Source organism: Ktedonospora formicarum, assembly GCF_016587355.1.
In the GTDB taxonomy this organism is placed as follows: Bacteria; Chloroflexota; Ktedonobacteria; order Ktedonobacterales; family Ktedonobacteraceae; genus Ktedonobacter; species Ktedonobacter formicarum.
In genome coordinates, this window is the sequence record NZ_BNJF01000003.1 from 847615 (window position 1) to 865781 (window position 18167).

At 57.1% G+C, this 18167-nt stretch carries 15 protein-coding genes; 8 read left to right on the forward strand and 7 right to left on the reverse strand.

Annotation, left to right across the window (positions count from 1 at the left end; all coding sequences use genetic code 11):
• Positions 1-42: 42 nt before the first annotated feature.
• Positions 43-1857 carry an NAD(P)/FAD-dependent oxidoreductase gene (locus tag K3T82_RS30295; protein ID WP_220197246.1) on the reverse strand — a complete coding sequence of 605 codons (1815 nt, stop codon included), beginning with the start codon at positions 1855-1857 and terminating at the stop codon, positions 43-45.
• A gap of 20 nt (positions 1858-1877) precedes the next feature.
• Complete coding sequence (locus tag K3T82_RS30300) at positions 1878-2153, reverse strand: 4Fe-4S dicluster domain-containing protein (RefSeq protein WP_220197247.1); 276 nt, start codon at positions 2151-2153, stop codon at positions 1878-1880.
• Between the two features lie 340 nt (positions 2154-2493).
• Between K3T82_RS30300 and fabD the strand changes: the two genes are divergently transcribed.
• From fabD to K3T82_RS30335, 7 genes are all read left to right on the forward strand, one after another.
• Positions 2494-3498, forward strand: a complete 1005-nt coding sequence (gene fabD, locus K3T82_RS30305) for an ACP S-malonyltransferase (RefSeq protein WP_220197248.1) — start codon at positions 2494-2496, stop codon at positions 3496-3498.
• Positions 3495-3686: a hypothetical protein gene (locus K3T82_RS30310; RefSeq protein WP_220197249.1), complete on the forward strand. Its 192-nt coding sequence runs from the start codon at positions 3495-3497 to the stop codon at positions 3684-3686. Before fabD ends, K3T82_RS30310 begins: the two co-directional genes overlap by 4 nt.
• Positions 3687-3772: 86 nt before the next feature.
• On the forward strand, positions 3773-4219 hold the full coding sequence (locus K3T82_RS30315) for a MarR family winged helix-turn-helix transcriptional regulator (protein ID WP_220197250.1): 447 nt from the start codon (positions 3773-3775) through the stop codon (positions 4217-4219).
• A gap of 40 nt (positions 4220-4259) precedes the next feature.
• Positions 4260-5471, forward strand: a complete 1212-nt coding sequence (locus K3T82_RS30320) for a cytochrome P450 (protein ID WP_220197251.1) — start codon at positions 4260-4262, stop codon at positions 5469-5471.
• 152 nt (positions 5472-5623) lie between these two features.
• Positions 5624-6499, forward strand: coding sequence for an IS5 family transposase (locus K3T82_RS30325; protein WP_220197505.1), 876 nt, complete (start codon positions 5624-5626; stop codon positions 6497-6499).
• A gap of 210 nt (positions 6500-6709) precedes the next feature.
• The gene (locus K3T82_RS30330; RefSeq protein WP_220197252.1) at positions 6710-7411 is read left to right on the forward strand and encodes a TPR end-of-group domain-containing protein; all 702 of its coding nucleotides are present in this window, start codon (positions 6710-6712) and stop codon (positions 7409-7411) included.
• A gap of 21 nt (positions 7412-7432) precedes the next feature.
• A complete protein-coding gene (locus tag K3T82_RS30335) occupies positions 7433-7867 on the forward strand; it encodes a RidA family protein (protein WP_220197253.1) in 435 nt (144 codons plus the stop codon).
• A gap of 100 nt (positions 7868-7967) precedes the next feature.
• Here the strand turns inward: K3T82_RS30335 and K3T82_RS30340 are convergent, their stop codons facing one another.
• From K3T82_RS30340 to K3T82_RS30355, 4 genes are all read right to left on the reverse strand, one after another.
• The gene (locus tag K3T82_RS30340) at positions 7968-8669 is read right to left on the reverse strand and encodes a hypothetical protein (protein ID WP_220197254.1); all 702 of its coding nucleotides are present in this window, start codon (positions 8667-8669) and stop codon (positions 7968-7970) included.
• Positions 8670-8988: 319 nt separating this feature from the next.
• The gene (locus tag K3T82_RS30345) at positions 8989-10086 is read right to left on the reverse strand and encodes a MarR family winged helix-turn-helix transcriptional regulator (protein ID WP_220197255.1); all 1098 of its coding nucleotides are present in this window, start codon (positions 10084-10086) and stop codon (positions 8989-8991) included.
• A gap of 208 nt (positions 10087-10294) precedes the next feature.
• Positions 10295-13732, reverse strand: a complete 3438-nt coding sequence (gene rpoC, locus K3T82_RS30350) for a DNA-directed RNA polymerase subunit beta' (protein ID WP_220197256.1) — start codon at positions 13730-13732, stop codon at positions 10295-10297.
• A 315-nt stretch (positions 13733-14047) separates the two neighbouring features.
• Positions 14048-15472, reverse strand: a complete 1425-nt coding sequence (locus K3T82_RS30355; RefSeq protein WP_220197257.1) for a trehalose-6-phosphate synthase — start codon at positions 15470-15472, stop codon at positions 14048-14050.
• A gap of 102 nt (positions 15473-15574) precedes the next feature.
• On the opposite strand from K3T82_RS30355, the gene K3T82_RS30360 reads away from it, so the two are divergent.
• Entirely contained in the window at positions 15575-16984 is a 1410-nt protein-coding gene (locus tag K3T82_RS30360; protein ID WP_220197258.1) for a hypothetical protein, read from the forward strand.
• 27 nt (positions 16985-17011) lie between these two features.
• Here K3T82_RS30360 and K3T82_RS30365 read toward each other — a convergent pair whose 3' ends face one another.
• On the reverse strand, positions 17012-17866 hold the full coding sequence (locus K3T82_RS30365; protein ID WP_220197259.1) for a trehalose-phosphatase: 855 nt from the start codon (positions 17864-17866) through the stop codon (positions 17012-17014).
• Positions 17867-18167: the final 301 nt, after the last annotated feature.

Sequence of the window (18167 nt, forward strand, 5' to 3'; positions counted from 1 at the left end):
GATGCGTAAATTGTCGCTTTGTGCCAGATGAGAGAACTCAAGTTATCTAATTGCCTCGACCTTCTCTCGTACACCCTGATCTAGCATCATCCAGCCGGTGCTGGTGGGATTGACGCGGTTCTCGCGCCGGTACGTGGCAATCAGCTCAGCCAGATAAGGTTCGGTTTGCCAGCGCTGAATCTGTTTGAGCACAGCTTCATCTCCAGCGCGAGACGCGTAAGTCTGGATTACCGTACTCATGAGTTGTCCGGCGAGCTGCTCAAACAGGCGCACGTTCGCCGCGAACTGGGCATCAAGCTCAGAGGGGGAGAGTTTGGCATCCATTCCAGCATGCAGCTTCACCATGAAGTTGATAGGCGAATAGAGGTCAACAAAAGTATCCGCCGCCTCTTTATCCGCGATAGAATGCCACTCGCGATAGAATGCCTGGACGCGGTTACTCAACTGAGCGATCTTCGCGAGGTTCGTGGCTATGCCGGGGCTTTCCGCTATGTCGCGGAAGGCATGGTGGAAGTAGAGCAGGCCGAAGACACCCCAGTAGAAGGCGGTATCCCAGATAATCTTCGACACCATGACCTGAGCCTTGTCCATCAGCGAGTACTGCTTTTCATAGATGTTTATCCATATACTGGCTAGATTTAAGAAGAGCCTGTCATTGATCGCGGCGCGGCTCTGGATGTCCTCCCCTTTCATATCCCTGGTAATCAGGTCACAGATCAGGCCATTGCTAATGGCGATCATATCGCTACCGGGGGAGTACAGCGGGTCCAGAGAGACAGCGGCTTCGCCTGTGAGGCACCAGCGCTCGCCAGAATAGAGTTGCTGGCAGCCATAGGAATAGTCCCTCATCACGCGGAAATCCTGCACCTCATCCCGATGCTCCTCAATCAACTGAGCCAGTTGCGGCTCCCGCTCATGCAGCCAGGCCATTGCTCGCTCAAAGAGGTTAAATCCTTCAAAGGGGTGAACATTGGCATCGGCGACGATCCCGACACTCGTTGAGCCAGAGGCAAGGCGGATAATCCAGACCCAATAGCCCGGACCCATCAGGTGATTGGTTGAGAGTGAGCGGTCACCTTTCGGGATACGTGAGTGCCAGGCCGGGTCGTCTGACCATGTATTGATGTCGATGGGATGCTTGACCCGGAACCAGGCCGAGTTCGCGGCATGGCCCCATTTTTTCGCGAGCCCTAACTGACGCTGTAAGAGAGCGCTGCGCCCACTGGCATCGACAACCCAACGGGCGGATATCTGACGCTCCTGTCCCCCCTGGTTTACCGTGATACAATGCGTGTCCTGCTCTGGTCGCAGCATGATCTGCTGTACCTTGACTCCATCGAGAAAGTTAACTCCCTGCTCAGGCAGCAATTTGCCCAACATATTCTCCAGGCGGCCCCGGTCAATCTGGTAGGTAGCGAGTGGTGGAAACTCAGTTGAACCAAGCTCGACTCGGCGCGTGATGTCCTTGTTATCGGCGTTGGTAAAGAACATGCGCAGGCCAAATTTGCGTATCTGCTGCGTCTCTAGATGTTCTTTCAGGCCCAGGATATCGCGCAAATAGTGGGCGGCTATCTCAACCGACGATTCCCCCACTTTGTGCGCGGCCTCTGGCACAGGGTGCTTTTGTTTATCAATGACCAGAATGCGCATCGAGGGGCGATTCTTCTTCAATTCGAGCGCCAGGGTCAAACCAGAAATCCCGCCGCCCAGGATCGCGACATCATATTGATCTGGCGTGTGGTTCTCATCCTGAGTGGCATGGGCTGTATTCTGTGTCTTACGATTTCGCAATTGCTGTTGCAACAAGGCACGCTTTTCCGCTGGTAGGGCTGCAATACGTTCGTATACATCACTCATAAAAGATTTTCTCCTTCACCTCAATGAGCGAGAGGATCGCCAACAAAAAAATCCTGGTTCTTCTTCAGAAAACCACGCCATTCTACGGGGACTGCTGCTTCCTCAAAGATCGCCGTTACGGGGCAGGCTGGCTCACATGCGCCACAACTAATGCATTCATTCGGGTTGATGTACAAATGCTCGGCATCTTCATAGCCCGGCTCCCCAGGCTGGGGATGAATACAATCTACAGGGCATACATCAACACATGAAGCGTCTTTGTTACCAATGCATGGTTGAGTAATCACAAAAGCCATTAGCAATCTCCCTTCGGATTTTCTTTCACTTCCGCCTTATCGGAAAACCTGAGCCGCAACCCCTTGCGGGCATGGCAGCTCGTTGGTCTTCGTACAACCTTTGTGAACACTACTGAGGCAATCTTGCTAACTACTGACTTTCGAGGTAAGAACATTTCCCAACCATCGATCAGAGGCAAATCCACGGCCACCCAAATTTTTGCACGGACTCTTACCAATCGAGAAAATCATTTAAGATCACGGTAAGTCAGGGGTAAAAAGGAGGAACAACAGTGTCTTCCAGAACTATTACCAATATTGCGTCACGTCATGGGTGCAGACACAAGAAAGGATAACGAGCTTGAGCAAGATCGCTTTTTTGTATCCCGGTCAGGGATCGCAGAAAGTTGGCATGGGTAAAGAACTATTACGCTCTCATCCTGTGTTATTTAAACGCTACGTCATGCAGAGCGACCGGGTTTCCGGCGAGTTAGTGAGCCGCATCAGTCTGATGGGGTCCATTGAGCAGTTAAGCCAGACGCACATCGCCCAACCGGCTCTCTTCACATATTCACTGGCTCTAACCGAATATGCCCGGCAATTGGATCTGCGGCCCAATATGGTAGCTGGTCATAGCCTGGGTGAATATACGGCAGCCGTGGCGGCGGGTGCGCTCTCATTTCAGGAGGGACTTGAGCTCGTCTGCAAGCGTGGGCATCTGATGAAGGCGGCGCAAGATGAGCACCCTGGAGCAATGGCAGCGATTGTGGGTCTCCCTAAGAACGAGCTAGAGCCAATATGCCAGGAAATATCCCGGCGCGATCTCGTCCAGGTCACCAACTGGAACGCGCCAGAGCAACTCGTTGTTTCGGGAACCATGAGCGGTGTCCAGCGCCTGACAGAGTTGTTAAGCATCCGCAAAGGCATAACCGTCCTGCCGCTTTCAGCGAAGGGTGCCTTCCATTCTTCCCTGATGATCGGGGTGCAGAAGCAGATACGAGAAGAGACGAGTAAGCTGAACTGGCGCAACTCCGATGTGCCCCTGGTAGCGAACGCGACCGGAAAGCCGCTCACCCAGGGTTCTGAGATCCAGCAAGAGCTAATTGAGCAGATCGCGAGTCCCGTGCAATGGGTTCTCTGTATGCAAGAGCTTATCGCGAATGGCTGCGATACCTTTATCGAACTCGGCGCGGGCCAGGTTCTGACCAAACTTGTGCGCAAAATCGCACCACAGGCCACCGCGCTCGCTATCGATACGCCAGACAAACTAGAGCAATACATCCAGTCAAGACAGGTCGCTACTCAACCATCGGTCGCGCCAGTCATGCTATCCGCATTAGGGCAGGCAGGAGAAGATATCGCATGAGAAATTATCAGAATGTCCAGAGCCTCTCCGCGATTGGCTTTCTTCCAGAAGAGATCAAGCGTTTAGAAAAACTCTGCACTACTCTTGAGCAACAGGAGCGGGAAGAGCGGCACCGTCTGGTCTTTGCCCGCTGGCTTGTCGCAACGGGACGCCTGAGAGAGGATTTCGTAGAAAAGCGTCAGGAGTAATGCTTCCTCGCGATGTAAGTAGCGGGTAAGCTCATGCATCGACCATTGGTGGAAGACCTTTCATGAAATTCAAGGAGCAAAGCAGAATGAAAGAATTGATCGATACCTCCGCCGCGAATATCTGCGCCTGCGCCAATCTGCGGCGCACGGATCTGGTGGTTTCACAGTTCTATGATGGGATGCTGGCCCCAAGTGGCCTCAGCGCCCTGCAATTCTCGATCTTGTGCGCTATCGACACGTTCGATTCCATCACCACTAATCGCCTTATCAAAATCATAGGCATGGATCGGGGTACCCTCTCGCGTCACTTGAAAGTGCTGGCGAATGAAGATTTTATCTCATTTGAGGCGGGGAATGATCTCTACACCATGCCCTTGAGCATGACTCCGGAAGGGCTGCTAGTTCTTGAAGATGCCTGGCCTTTATGGCAAAAGGCTCAGAACTACATTGAGAACAACTTTGGGCTCTCTCGCTTCGAGACTCTATTGAATGAACTCCAGGCAGTAAGAACCGTTCTGACATCCGCGTTATAACTTGTCGTGGCAACAGATCTTCAGAAAGGAGGAGTGAGCAATGTCAGAAGCTCTTGGAGTCGCATTTGATCCGCTCGCGGAAGATCCCTATCCATTTTATACCAGGGCCAGGCATGAAGAGCCAATAATGTACAGTCCCGAACTGGATGCCTGGATCATAACCCGCTATAAGGATATTCAGCAAATTCTTTTGCAGCCCGCGATCTTCTCATCATCCAACGCGTTAACATCTCCCGTGGTCTTTTCTCCACGCGTGCTTGAGGAGCTAATAAAAGGTTACCTCCCCGTCCCTATTGTTCTCAATACGGATGGTGCCGATCACACACGCTTCCGCCAGCCCTTGATCAAAGCCTTCGCGCCATCTCGAATCAGAAAGATGGAGCCCTTTGTATTCGAGGTGGCGAACAGGCTGGTAGACACTTTTATCCAGCGACGGCAGGTAGAGATCATAAGTCAATTCGCGTACCCCCTGGCGCTCGAAGTCGTGCTTTCCTTATTGGGAATTCCAAGCAACGACATTGAGCAAACTCGGCAATGGAGCCAGGATTGGCTTATTCTCATGTCTACCCAGATTGAGGAGGAGCGCCAGATTGAGTACGCGCGGGGAACGGTGGATTTCCAGCGTTATCTAGCCGCGCTGGTCGCGGAGCGAAGGCGGGAGCCCAAAGACGATTTAATTAGCACGCTTATTCACTTTGAGATGCCGGAAGAGGAGCCGTTAGAAGAGAACGAGCTGGTCATTATGTTACAGGGGCTTATTTTAGCGGGCCACGAAAGCACGACCAATATGATTGGCACCGGGCTACAGGTCATGCTAGAACAACCTGAGCATTGGACATGGTTACGTGAACATCCTCAGTCAATTCCCCAGGTCGTCGAAGAGATCCTGCGCTATGATGCCCCTATTCAGATGTTTGCCCGTACCACAACCAGAGAAGTTATAGTAGACGGCGTGATCTTGCCTGAAGAGGCATCACTCCTACTGCTCTATGGATCGGGAAATCGGGATGAGGCCGCGTTCCATTGTCCGCATGAGTTTCAGCCGCAACGCACGCCTAACCATCATCTCGCGTTCGGTCATGGGGTACACTTCTGTGTTGGCGCTGCCCTGGCTCGCCTGGAGGGGCGGATAGCATTCGAGGTGCTCAGCCAGCGCATTCCACAGCTACGCATCGTACCGGGACAGCATCTCACACATATTCCCACCCTTCTCTTCCGGGGCTATGAACATCTAAAAGTGGAGTGGACGTAGATCGCATGCTAAATGTCGCAAGTGGGAGGATACAGGAAGAGGACAAAAAAGTAGGCGCTGAGCTTTAGAGAGTGTCCTAAGACCAAAGAGTAGCCGATAGAAAAAAGAAAGGAGCAATGCCCCAAATAGATGAGCCGAAAGGAACGAACGAGATGTGTGAGACGAGCAAGCGAAAAGCCTATCCATCGGATGTGACGGATGCCCAATGGGAACTGATAGAACCCTTCATACCCAAAGTGTCAGCCAACGCCACCATCCCAACCATTGATCGACGGGAACTCGTCAATGCGATCTTGTATGTCTTGCGTACAGGATGCTCATGGAGGCAAATGCCACATGATCTGCCTCATGGCAAGACGGCACATCACTACTTTCGCATGTGGAGCCAGCAAGGGGTCTGGGAGCCCATCATGACCCATCTGCGCAAACGATCTCGTGCCGCTATGGGACGAGATCCTGAGCCCAGCGCGGTTATCATTGATAGCCAGTCCATCAAAACCGCTCCCGTCAGAGGGCCTGAACGCGGCTTTGACGGTGGAAAAAAAATTACCGGCCGTAAACGCCATATTCTGGTTGATACCCAAGGTCACCTGCTTGCGGTGAAAGTCCATTCAGCACAGATCGTCGATTGCCTGGGGGCTCCCTTGCTGCTGCAAAACCAGCAGGGTCGCTTTCCCCGAGTGCGGCACCTGTTTGCTGATCGTGGCTATCAAGGGCCTCTGACCGACTGGATCAGGATGCATTTGGGATGGAGGACGGAAATTGTTGCCCGTCCAAGCCCAATCACTCCGGTTTCTGGCACATGGGTTTGGATCAATGCCAAACCAGTTTACAGGCCTGCGAAGAAGCCCAAGGGGACCTTTCTGGTACAACGCAAACGATGGATCGTTGAGCGCACTTTCGCGTGTCTTACGCGCTTTCGTCGGCTCGCTCGCGATTACGAAGGCTTACCTACCAGTTCCGAGGCGTTCATCCAGCTTGCCTCTATCCGGCTCATGCTTTCTCGCTTAGCTCCTTTCCGATACTAAACTTTCTTCTTCGGACACTTTCTTAGCCAGCGCCTACTTTTTTGGCCTTAAATTCATTATAGATCTCCATTCACCCCTATTATTCCTTTTGTTTTCACGAAATTTTTTGGCGATATCCAGAAACGCGCATAACCGGACCAAACTTGTCCGGTTTAAATGAGATACTATCCATAAGCAAATATTTAAAGCGAATTATGAAAGGGTATCTCAATGACCACACAGCCATTCAAGGATATAGTACTCGACTTAGTGCGGCAGAGTCAGCTTGATGAAGAGGCGTTCTGGCAGGGGATGAGCGAGGCCGAGCGCAATGCCGCCGGGGAGTGGACACTCTGGTCCGCCAAGGATCATATAGCTCATAGGACGTTCTGGCGTCAGGATCTTAACCGGAAGTTGACCGCGCTTGTACAGCAGCAGGAGATACCTTCAACCGATGAGGACGAAGAGCATCTCAATGAGTCAACGTATAAGACGCAATCTCAGCGCCCCTGGTTGGATATCCATGCCGACTCTGAGCACGCCTACGCGGAGCTTTTCCGCCTGGCAGAGCAATTGAGCGAGGATGATCTGACTTCCACCCGTTTCCCCGCAATTTCAGGGAAAAATCCACTGTACACGACCTTCTTTGGCGCGCTCTTCGAGCATGAGCATGAGCATCTCGCGCAATACTATGTTGATCATCACGACCTCCCGAAGGCGATTGAAGTACGTGAGCGGTGCATTAACACCATCCTTCAGACGGGGGTACCAGAATGGGTGAAGGGGTGGTTTATCTATAACCTGGCATGCTTCTACGCGCAGCACAATGAATTAGAGAAAGCGGCGACACGTCTCCAAGAAGCGGTGACAGCCACACCCGAACTCGAAGAGCGTTCAAAGAGCGATCCCGATCTAGCGGCCTTACGCGCTTAATCAGAAAAGCGAGGAATATGCATGACACAGCATCCAGAGGAGAGCCCTATCCACGGCTCAGTGCAACACCTAAACCCTGAGACTATGCATAAGAATCCCGCGTTTACGCAGGCAATCACCGTCACAGGACCGACAAGAACGATCTATATTGGCGGGCAAGATGCCGTTGACGCTGATGGCAATATCGTAGGAAAGGGTGACCTCGCCGCTCAGACGCGCCAGGTCTTGAAAAACTTGCGCTTAGTGCTCGACGCCGCTGGTGCCAGGCCAGAGCATATCATCAAATGGAATATTTATCTGGTTCAGGGGCAATCATTTCAGGCAGGTTATGAGGCCTTTCAAGAATTCTGGGGTCGTCAACCCAATCCACCCATAATCACTGGAATGTTTGTCGCGGGGCTGGCGCACCCGGATTTTCTGGTGGAGATAGATGCTATCGCCGTGGTTCCCGCTTAGATACATAAGGTGACGCGCCGCACCCACCGGGGAGCGATGCTCCCCCAGGGGTGGCGGGCCGGGGTTCCCGGCCCGCCGTGCGCGCGGTTGTTCTGAGAGGTCAGCCCTGCAGGTAGGGCTGGTTCTGGGCCTCGGTGATGGCCAGCTCGTCGGTGTGGACGGCCCAGTACCTGGCCGTCCACGCCGTGAAGAGCGTTGTGCCGAGCACGACGCCCAGGAAGATCCACCCGTAGGGCAGGCCCCGCAGCCCGAACACCTGCGAGCTCACGAACCAGGTCAGGATCGCGATCCCGACTCCGATGGCGGCGCCCCAGACGGCCCCCAGGAGCGGAACCTCGGTGAGCCACGTGCGCTGGCGCCGCAGGTCCACCGGCTGGCGCTGGTGCTGCTCGCCGCCCGAGATGTCGTCCACGGGAGGCGTTGTACGGTAGATCTCCACCAGGTCTTTGTACGCGCCGTGACGCTTGCGGGCGTAGGCGCAGATCACCTCGCAGACGAGGCCCGCGATGACGAAGGCCATGAGAGCGTGCCAGGCCCAGGCGGCGGCGGAGTGCGGCCACTGGGCGCTGACCCAGCGCTCACACGAGTAGTCGCTGTCGAAGCAGTTGTCGTAGTCCCGCACGTTGTAGCCCTCGCCACGGTGGTCCGCGTTCCAGCTCCACCGCATGAAGCCGCCCACCAGCCAGGTCGCGAACGCGACGACTGAGCCGCATTCGGCCCACGCTTTGAAGCACTCCCACTGTCGGGGAAAGATGCCCCCGGTTTGGGGCTTGCTGCCGAATACGTCGACTTTCCGCTGCATTACGTTGACCTCCCAGTCAACTCGTTGTGAATGTCCATTTCTCCTGCGCGAAATGCTGCGGTGGGGTTCTTATATAAAACCCTTCGCGCAAGTGCGGCATGGAGCTTGTCTAGGGAGTCATATAGGACAACTCCGGGATTGGTATAAGTTCTCTCCTTTCAGGTGAGATCGTAACCAATCTGTTCTCGGCGACAAGAGCGGACGGAACGAGAACAAGTCAGAACATCTTTTATGATACTCCATTTCTTTCCCAAAAAGAGGAAAAATGTTCCCTATTCACCCCCAATTTCGCGTTAAGTGCAGCACATTCGTCTGGTGCTTACCTAGAGGTGATAGTAACGGAACTGGCGGAACTGGCAACCTCGATATCGTAGTATGGACCGGCGGGTTCGTAGCCTGGGCTTTGTAGATGTATGTTGTTGCCAATATCGCTAAAGGTCTGGTCATCGAAGTAGAAGGCAGAGACCCAGCCCTTGAGGTGCGCCCGGGCGGAAACCCCTGCGGGGCGCTGAATGTCAATCTCCGAGGCTCCCCCGGTGAATCGTACAGGAACGACGCTAGTTGGTACGGGAAGCTTCAGGCGGATGATGCTATATCCCCCCTTGACGTCCACTCCGGCGAGGTTCAGACCATCTAGTTCGGCGTCAACCTCCAGACCACCACCCTGGATCGCGACCCGCCAGGGTATGTTGGCGTTGAGCTCGACCTCCGCCGCCTCCTGCTTGCTGCTCAGGGCCAGCAGACGTCGTGGATAGCGAATGGTGACCGCTCCTTCTTTGACCTTCACGTCTGGCATACGCCCTTCAAAGCGAGCCTGATAGAGGTTGTCAGTATTCCCAGCGGCGCGTATGTTCAGGCGCGAGAGACCGGATGAGACGACGAGTTTACCGCTCTCTATTCTTCCCAGCGGAGCGGAGGAAATCCCCTCATCGCTCTCAGGTGCCTCTCGCAACTGGACGATCTCGCTACGCGCAAGCGCGTTGCTGCGCTTGAGAAAATTTAATAGAAAGGCTATCTGCTCCTCGTCGTAGTCTGACGTCAGGGTTCCCCATGCCTGATCCAGAGAGGCAAAGAGCGGCCCAACTTTGCGATCTTCGCTTTTATTGCTTGCGAGCCGAACAATAACCCTGCGCCCGTCGTTGGGGTCGCGCTCCCGGTGTACAATACCAGTCTCCTCTAAGCGGTTGAGCATGCCCGTGATCGCGCCCGTGGTGAGGCCCGTCAGGTCGGCGAGTTGACCCGCCGTCGCGGGTCCCGCGCTCTCCAAAAGGTCGATAACCTGCATATCTGTGACGGTCATACCGATACTAGCAGCTGCCGCCCGGAAGAAGGATGCGCCCAGTCCGTGGAACTGCCGGAGTTCGCGTGCCAGTTCGCCTCGTCTATCAGCAGGCTTTTCCTGATTATCCCTTGACAACTTGTGAGCCTCCTTACAAGCCACGCTTCTCTTTATGACTAAGCTATTTTTATCACAACTTTGTTTAATGATTCATTGAAAGCTATTGTAGCATAGTCACTAAGATTTTGAAAGGGCGAATATCAATGGTAGCTCGCAAGCCAATGAAAAGGTGTAAGAACACGCGAAATGTGGGCAGAATTAGCATGCCTGTTCGGTTGGAGCGCGGTCACAGGAGGGTTGGGACCTGGGGATATTTGGGGGGGCGTCCACGCTTCCGAGGGGCCGTACGCACTGGATGAGGGAGCAGGCCCGTTCCCGCTGGTATCATTCTCCCTAGCATGACATGCTCTTTCATCCCCTTGAGGGAGTCGACACGTCCTTCAAGCATCGCGTCAGTGAGCACACGCGTCGTTTGTTGGAAGGAGGCTGCTGCTAACCAGCCATCCGTTGCCAGGGCGACAGGTATCAGACCCATCACGACCGGGTTGGCTGTCGCGAGTGTTCCGCCTTTCGCCTGAAGGAGTGCATTGACATCAGTAAATACAAAGCGGTCGATGATATCTTCTGGAAGAAATGTCGTATCCCCCGACGTTTCTACGCGCACATATTGGAGCATCTGGCGAATGATGACTTCAAAGTGAATATCGTGAATATAAGCTCCGGTGAGGCGATAGACCTGCTGAAGCTCTCGCAAGAGATAGAGCGCCAGTTCTGTCCGCCCCTTGTAGCGCAGGATATCTTGTAAGGCACATCCTCCAGCGGTGAGGGGATCGCCTGCCTGGACATGTTGCCCATGCTGGACAAGCATGGTCCGTCCGGCGGGAATGGTATAGCAGCCTTGAGCCTCTCCTTGCTCGCTCTCTTCACTGTGATCCGCTCTGACGCGCACGATGTGGCCCTTAGTACGCTCATCCCTGGTAATAGAGACGACGCCCGTGATGGCACTCACAAGAGCGGGATCTTTAGGGGGGCGGACCTCAAACAACTCTTTGACGCGTGGCAAACCTTGCGTAATATCTCCCTGACCACCCGCGATTCCTCCGCTATGGAAGGTTCGCATGGTCAATTGCGTGCCGGGCTCGCCGATAGATTGGGCCGCGATAATGCCCACCGCGACCCCCTTGCACACTAGCGCGCGCTTCGAGAGATCCCAGCCATAGCACTTACTGCAGATTCCTGTGCGCGACCAACAGGTGAAAGCCGAGCGCACAGATACCTGAGTTACACCAGCTTGCGAGAGGCGCATGATGGCGATTTCATCTAACTCATGACCCTTCAAGAGCCCTGCCTCCGGCACGTCCTGGGCCAGAACACGGCCCAGTAAGCGGCTTGAACTATCTGGTAATCCCATAGCCACACTCTCCGCATGCGAGATAACTATGCTCTCTTGCGTTCCGCAGTCTTCCTCTGTAACCACGACGTTTTGGGCGGCATTCACCAATTGAATGGTCAGATACCCTGAGTGGGCGGTGTTGAGGGCGCGGTCCATCATACTCTTACGCGCTCCGTGGCTGCTGAGAAAGTACTCCGCGACAGTCAGCCCTTCCAGGAAGTTGCCACGCACGGGGGTAGCGAGAATCGCGCCGGATGGGCTCGCCATCAAACCGCGCATACCCGATAGCTGGCGAATCTGCTGTAAGCGGGCCTTGGTGGCTCCCGAATTCGCGATAGTGGCGAGCGAGCCATATGGATCGAGCACGCCCTGGACCTGCCGCTCTACATCTTCAGTAGCGCCCTGCCAGAGTGTAATCGTTCGTTGATACAGCTCTTCGCGCGTCATGGTCCCTTCCTGCCATTCGGATAGGAGAGCAAGAGCCCTGGCATCAGCCTGCTCTAGGATAGCCTGCTTCTGGGGCGGCACGACGATATCGGCCATAGAGAACGAGATGGCTGCCCTGGTCGCGTACTGAAAGCCAAGGCGCTTGATCGCATCAGCCATGCTAGCAGTCTGTTCCTGCCCACAGATCTTGATGCAGTCCCAGAGCAATTGGTGGAGAGCCTCCTTCTTCATGGCATAGTTGCGAAAGCGCAAAGCTCTGGGTAACGCCTGATTAAAGAGAATACGCCCTACGGTCGTACACAGGCGGGTCCCTTGAAAAAGGACGTTTGGCGCGGCGGGAGGAGGTTGATCGTAGCAAGTATCCAGCGTCATACGCACCAGGATAGGGGCCTGGAGATCAATAATGCCATGTGTGTAGGCCAGGATGGCGTCCTGCTCATCAGCGAATACGCGCCCCTCGCCTTTTTTCTGTGGGCGCTCCTGCGTCAAATAGTAGCACCCAAGCACCTGTTCCTGGGCGATAGCGATGGATGGCTCACCCGAGGCGGGCGAGAGAAGATTGTGGATAGAGAGCAGATGCTCACGCGCCTCTGCCTGGGCTTCAGGCGAAAGGGGGAGGTGGACCGCCATTTGATCCCCGTCAAAGTCAGCATTGAAGGCCGCGCACACCTGGGGATGCAGGTGAATCGCGTCCCCTTCTACTAGAACGGGCTCGAAGGCTTGAATGCTGAGGCGATGCAGGGTAGGCGCGCGATTAAGCATGACCACCTTATCGCGCATCACCGCATCCAGAAGCGCCCATATCTCTTCGCACCGATCCTCAATCGCACGCCGAGCCTGTCGATGCGTCTCAACGAGCCCATAGGCAAGAAGCTTATGTATAAGGAACGGTTTGAAGAGTTCAAGCGCGATTTTGTGAGGGAGGCCACACTGGTGGAGTTCCAGGTCTGGGCCAACATGAATGACCGAGCGCCCAGAATAATCGACGCGCTTGCCAAGCAAGCTATGGCGGAAGCGCCCACCCTTGCCCACAAGTGTATCAGAGAGGCTGCGCAATGGTTGCTTACGTGCGCCCACAAAAGGTTGGCGGCTATGTCCATTATCGAAGAGGGCATCGCACGCGACCTGCAGCGCGTGCTTCTCGCGCTGGAGCGCCAGAGCCGGAGCACCCACCTCTAGGAGATGCTTAAGGCGATTATTGCGCTGAATTACTCGACAATACAACACATTAATGTCAGTCGATGCGAAGTGCCCGCTGCCCATCCTGAGCACTGGTCGTAAATCAGGCGGCAGAACCGGGAGGATGGACATAATCATCCATTCGGGCCGCACACCAGACGCGCGCAAGGACTCCACAAGTTTCAGGCGCTTTATGACACGGCTGCGGCGCGTTTGCTTCTTCTCGGCAATTTCGTGGCGGAGGTCCTGGGAGAGCGCGTCAAGATCAAGTTGAGCCATTAGGGGCTGAAGGGCCTCCGCGCCCGCCCCGGTATACAGCATATCTTGTAGCTCTTGTTGCGGTAGATCGAGGAGGAGGCTGAGGCGTCCAGGGTTGCCCTGAACGAACCAGGGGTGCACGATAGGGACCGCCAGTTCAATATGACCCATTCGCGTGCGGCGCATACTCGCTGGTATGAGAGGTACCCCACACTGATCGCAAATCAATCCAGGCTTGCGGGGTTTCTTTGTGTGCTTGCCACAAGCGCAGGTAAAGCTCTTCACGGGGCCGAAGATGCGCTCGCAGAAGAGGCCATCCCGCTCAGGCTTGAGGGTACGATAGTTGAGAGTCTCGGCCTCGCGGACCTCGCCGAAACTCCAGGCGCGGATCACTTCAGGGCTGGCAAGGCTAATACGCAAGCCTTGAATGGAAGGGGAAGGATGCACACAATCCTCTTTCTAGGCAACGATGCACAACAGAGAGAGCGGCGGCCGTGTCTATCTCTATACGGTGGAGTCGCCGCCATTCTTACCCTACCATTCTACCCTAACCCCTACCAGAAGGAAATAGGGACAAAATGTCTCTACCCCTAAAACGACTATTTATAGATATACACATAAAAAGGACGCTTCCGCACCTGGAACCCAGGTGCGGAAGCGTCCTTCATGGAACAGCCATGCCCCGGCCCACACCCGAACGTTGTACGTGTTCGGATGGGGCCGGATCATGGGGTGAGGGTCGGCCTCGCAGGTCTGGGCCTCTTACATGAGGCTCAGGCGCTGCTTCAGCCACGCCCCCATGTCGTACCTGCGGATGTTCGCCCGCAGGCTCTGCTGGCGGCGCGCCCGCTCCCGCGGGGACATCTCGCTGGCCTGCTGAAGCAGACCAGCCAGTTGCTCCACTTCGCCGCTTCCCGGCACGAAGCGTAGCGCACCGTCGGAGAGCAGCGTGTACGCACCGGCGCCCGTGCTCAGGATGAGCACACCGTCCTTCTGGTTGACCCACGGGCCTTCGAGGGCCGTGAGGGCCAGGCCATCCCGCTCGGACGGGATGACCAGGACGGTGTACTGGGCATACTGCCCGAGCGGCAGGAACGGGTCGCTCTCGACGTACTTTTCCACCACGTTGCGACCCCCGGCCTGCTCCCAGAAGCGCCCGTTGATCCGGTCCACCTCTCGATTCAGCAGGTCGAAGTGCCGAGCGTAGACCGGCACGTTGAGCCTGCTCTTCGTGAGGTGGAGCAGGAGCACGGTGTCGCTGACCTTCTCCGGGTTGTCCTGGAGGTCACGTTCGTACGCGAGGAGGAGCGTATCCAGCTTCTTCGTCGGATCGGTGCGCCCGATGCTGGCGACGACGTTGGTACGCCCGTCGATCAGGCGAGCGATCTTCCTGACCGCGTCCCGGCCACCGCTGCTGTTCAGCTTGCTCGTCATCCCCCTGGTGTCGATACCGAGGGGGTTGGCGACCAGCTTGATGGTACGGCCCTCGAACCGCACCGAGTTGCCGCTGACGCTCGCCCCAGACAGCCACCGGCCGACGCAGTTCGCGAAGTTGCGGACGTCGGTCGCGGTGTGGAAGCCGATGGCGTCGGCTCCCAACATGCCACGCACGATCTCGGCGCGGTAGTTGGCCGAGAGGCCGTTCCAGTCTTCCGGATAGCTCCACGTCGTGTGGATGTGCATCTGGAGGTGCACGTCCCCTTCGCGGCCGTTCTCCACGAGGAGGCGGCGCATCAGTCCGGGCACGAGGACCATCTGGTAGTCATCGATGAAAAGCCCGAACTTCGTGCCCCGGCTGGACGCCAGGACCTGCTCCAGAGCGGCCTGAGCCATCGCCTGGCTGCCCTCCCGGAAGAGGCGCCAGTCACCGTCACCCACGTGCTGGGCGTTGCGAGACTGCCCCAGAACGTAGTGAACGATGGCTCCGTTGGAGACCTTCGAGTACAGCGCTTCCTGCTGCGCCGGCGAGAGGTTGCCGAAGGCAACCTTGATCCCGTCGACGCTCGCCGTGCCCCCCCTGGAGGCCATGCCGAACTCGGTGGAGGTCGACGGGACCTGAATCCAGGTGTTCAGGGCGGAGCCGAGCCCCTTGAGGGCGGTCACGACACCGCCAGCGGAGAGTTCGGTTTCGCTGCCCTTGAACTTGGCGGGACCAGCGTTGGAAACAACGATGATGCGACGAGGCACCAGAATCACGCTCCTAGAGGGTAGGAGGAGGGGCCACCGGTATACGGTCAACCCCTCAGGGGATGGGATGGGGATGAGACGGGGCGGCATCGGAGAAGTCCGATGCCACCTCGTCGGGGTTGTGGTTCGCGTGCCCGGCCCGGGCTAGTTGGACCGACGCCGCTTACGGATCTGACTCCGCAGCCAGCGCAGGGTCACCAGCCCGATCAGCCAGTCCCGGAACAGCTCGAAGGCGCGCGCCACCAGACCGCCCCACACCCGCCAGTAGACGGGTCGCAGTTTGGGGTTGAGCAGCATCTGCACCCCGATCCCGCCGATGATCACCTGCGTCGTCTCCTGCCCCAGGATGGACAGGAAGTTCTGCACGTAGTGGTACATCAGCAGGTGGCCGTATGTGGCCTCGGAGTACACGCTGCTGAAGGCGTGCCCGATCAGTTCCGCGACCGTGATGCCGCAGACCGCGCTGAACAGGATGCCACCCAGGATGGGCAGCATGCCCGCCAAGAACTGCTTCCAGAACGGGCCGTCCAGCTTGTGGTCGTGCTTGCGCGCCCAGCGCCAGGGACCCCACAGAGCTTGCAGCCCCGTGTTGAGAGGGACGAGCGTGTAGAACACGAACGCCCCCCGGTTGATCCCCAGCAGCGGCACACCGAGCAGGGCCAGGACCAGACCCGCGCCCGAGAGCAGCATGAGCAGGGCCGTCGTCCACGCGGCGTAGATGTGCCACTTCTTCGACGGCTGCTCGTCGCGCTCGTAGAGCAGGTCGCACCTGCGCAGCCCCGTGATGTCGCTGAGCAGGGCCTGCATGGCCGGGATATAGCCGAAGGCGAGACCCAGCTTCGACGCGAGCAGGTTGGCGATGGGGTAGCCCAGGCCACCAGCCCACACCGGGTCGACGAGGCCGACCCAGATCTCGCTTCCGTTCATCGGTCCCGTCTGCTGCGTCGGACGGGACGAGGACTTCTCCCCGCCCGCCTTCTGCTGCAGACGACGCGCCCGGTAGTCCGTGTACCGGTCACGCCACCCGAGGCCGATGAAGCCGACGAAGATGGTGCAACCCATCAGGATCGTCGACCCCAGGCTCCGGATGGTGAGCCGAGGGCGGGGCGTAGCGTCGTTCTCGTCCACGTTCTCCCGCAGGTGGCGACCGAGCTCAACTGTGTAGAGGTTGATCCGGCCACCCAGGAGCATGCCGACGAAACCGGCGATGGCCGACGTTCCGATGAGGATCGCCGTGCCCAGACCCCAGAGGGTCAGGCCGGGACGCCAGAAGACGCCCAGCATGGCGAGACCCGCGATGACAAGTACGAGCTTGCCCAACGCGGTACTGCCGCGCGCGAACCACTCGCGCTTGATGACGAGCTTACGCAGCAGCGCGCGCGTACGCGCGAACCGCTGGTGCTCGGAGCGGAAATCCGCCACTTCTTCCTCCACTACATTACCCAGTGTTCGGATATATGTCCGAACAAGCTTTCCGCTATCTTTGTCGCTCCAACCCTTGTCCAGAACTGATTTCAGGTCGAAGCGCTCTGTATGGCGTCAGACCCGCCGACGCAACTTCGTGGTGAGGTCCACCAGGCAGTCGCGCACGCCGGGAACGCCGGGAACCCGAAGGTCCGCCGCCGCCAGCAGCTCCCGATCGGTGTTGTTGCGTTCAGCGACGACGCCGATGCCGCCGATGCCCTGGTCACGCAGCCACCCGAGGGCCTTCTGCCCGTCCAGGTCTGTCTCACTGTCGTAGAAGAACAGGACGAAGTCGGCCCCGACGGAACGCACGACCTCGATCAACCCCGTGCCCTTGTTACGGGGCACGTTCGGGCGGAACTCGATAGTGGTCAGGTCATACGTGTACCGGTAGCCGAGCTGCTCGGCGAACGAGCGCAGGCCGCGCTCGATATCCGCCGCGACCTTCTTCTGGGTCGCCTTGGTGCCTACGCCGCCGATGTTGATGGCGAGCGAGACGACCTTGTCCTCGATGATGACGGACTCGGAGAGCCCCAGCGTGAAGAGCACCTGCCCGACCTGCTGGCCCAGGGTCCGGTTCCGCTCGATGAACGGGCGAGCCTCGGGGACGAAGGTCACGTCGTTCAGCCTCGCCGGGAACTTATCGGCCCGGCCGAGCCCGTGGTAGCCCACGTAGATGAGGCCCTCGACCCCGACCAGCATCTGCAAGGTCGGAATGTCGCGACCGGACAGGAAACCGGCCTTCACCAGCGGCAGCCGTGAGAACACTCGCATCGCCTGCCGGCACCTCGGGTCGATAGCGACGTTGTCGGGGTTCTTGTCGTCGAGCTCGCACTGCGTCCCGTCGAAGTCGCTGAGGACCAGGGTGGTGCCACCGTTTGCCGTGTTGCGCTGCATCTCGGCGATCTGGGCGTCCGTGAAGTGCTGCATTTCTTCCCTTTCGGGGTCGTTGTTTTTTTCTTGCAGGACCACACGGTTGATGTGTGGCTTCTTGCTTTGCTCCTTTCTGTAGAGCGGCCAAGTGGTTCCTGGTTGCGAGAGATCAGGACCAGGAAGGAAGAGAGACGATCAACCGCGCTCTCTACCGACCCCTGGTGTCGCCTGAATGGCGACGCAGGGATGCGCGTAAGAGCCCAATGCTGCTTCTCTCCTCTTTGCTCGTCCTGAGCACTATAAGGCGAAGACACTGAAGCTCACGCTTCCAGGCCTCCTCTTCTCAAGCTTGAGAAAC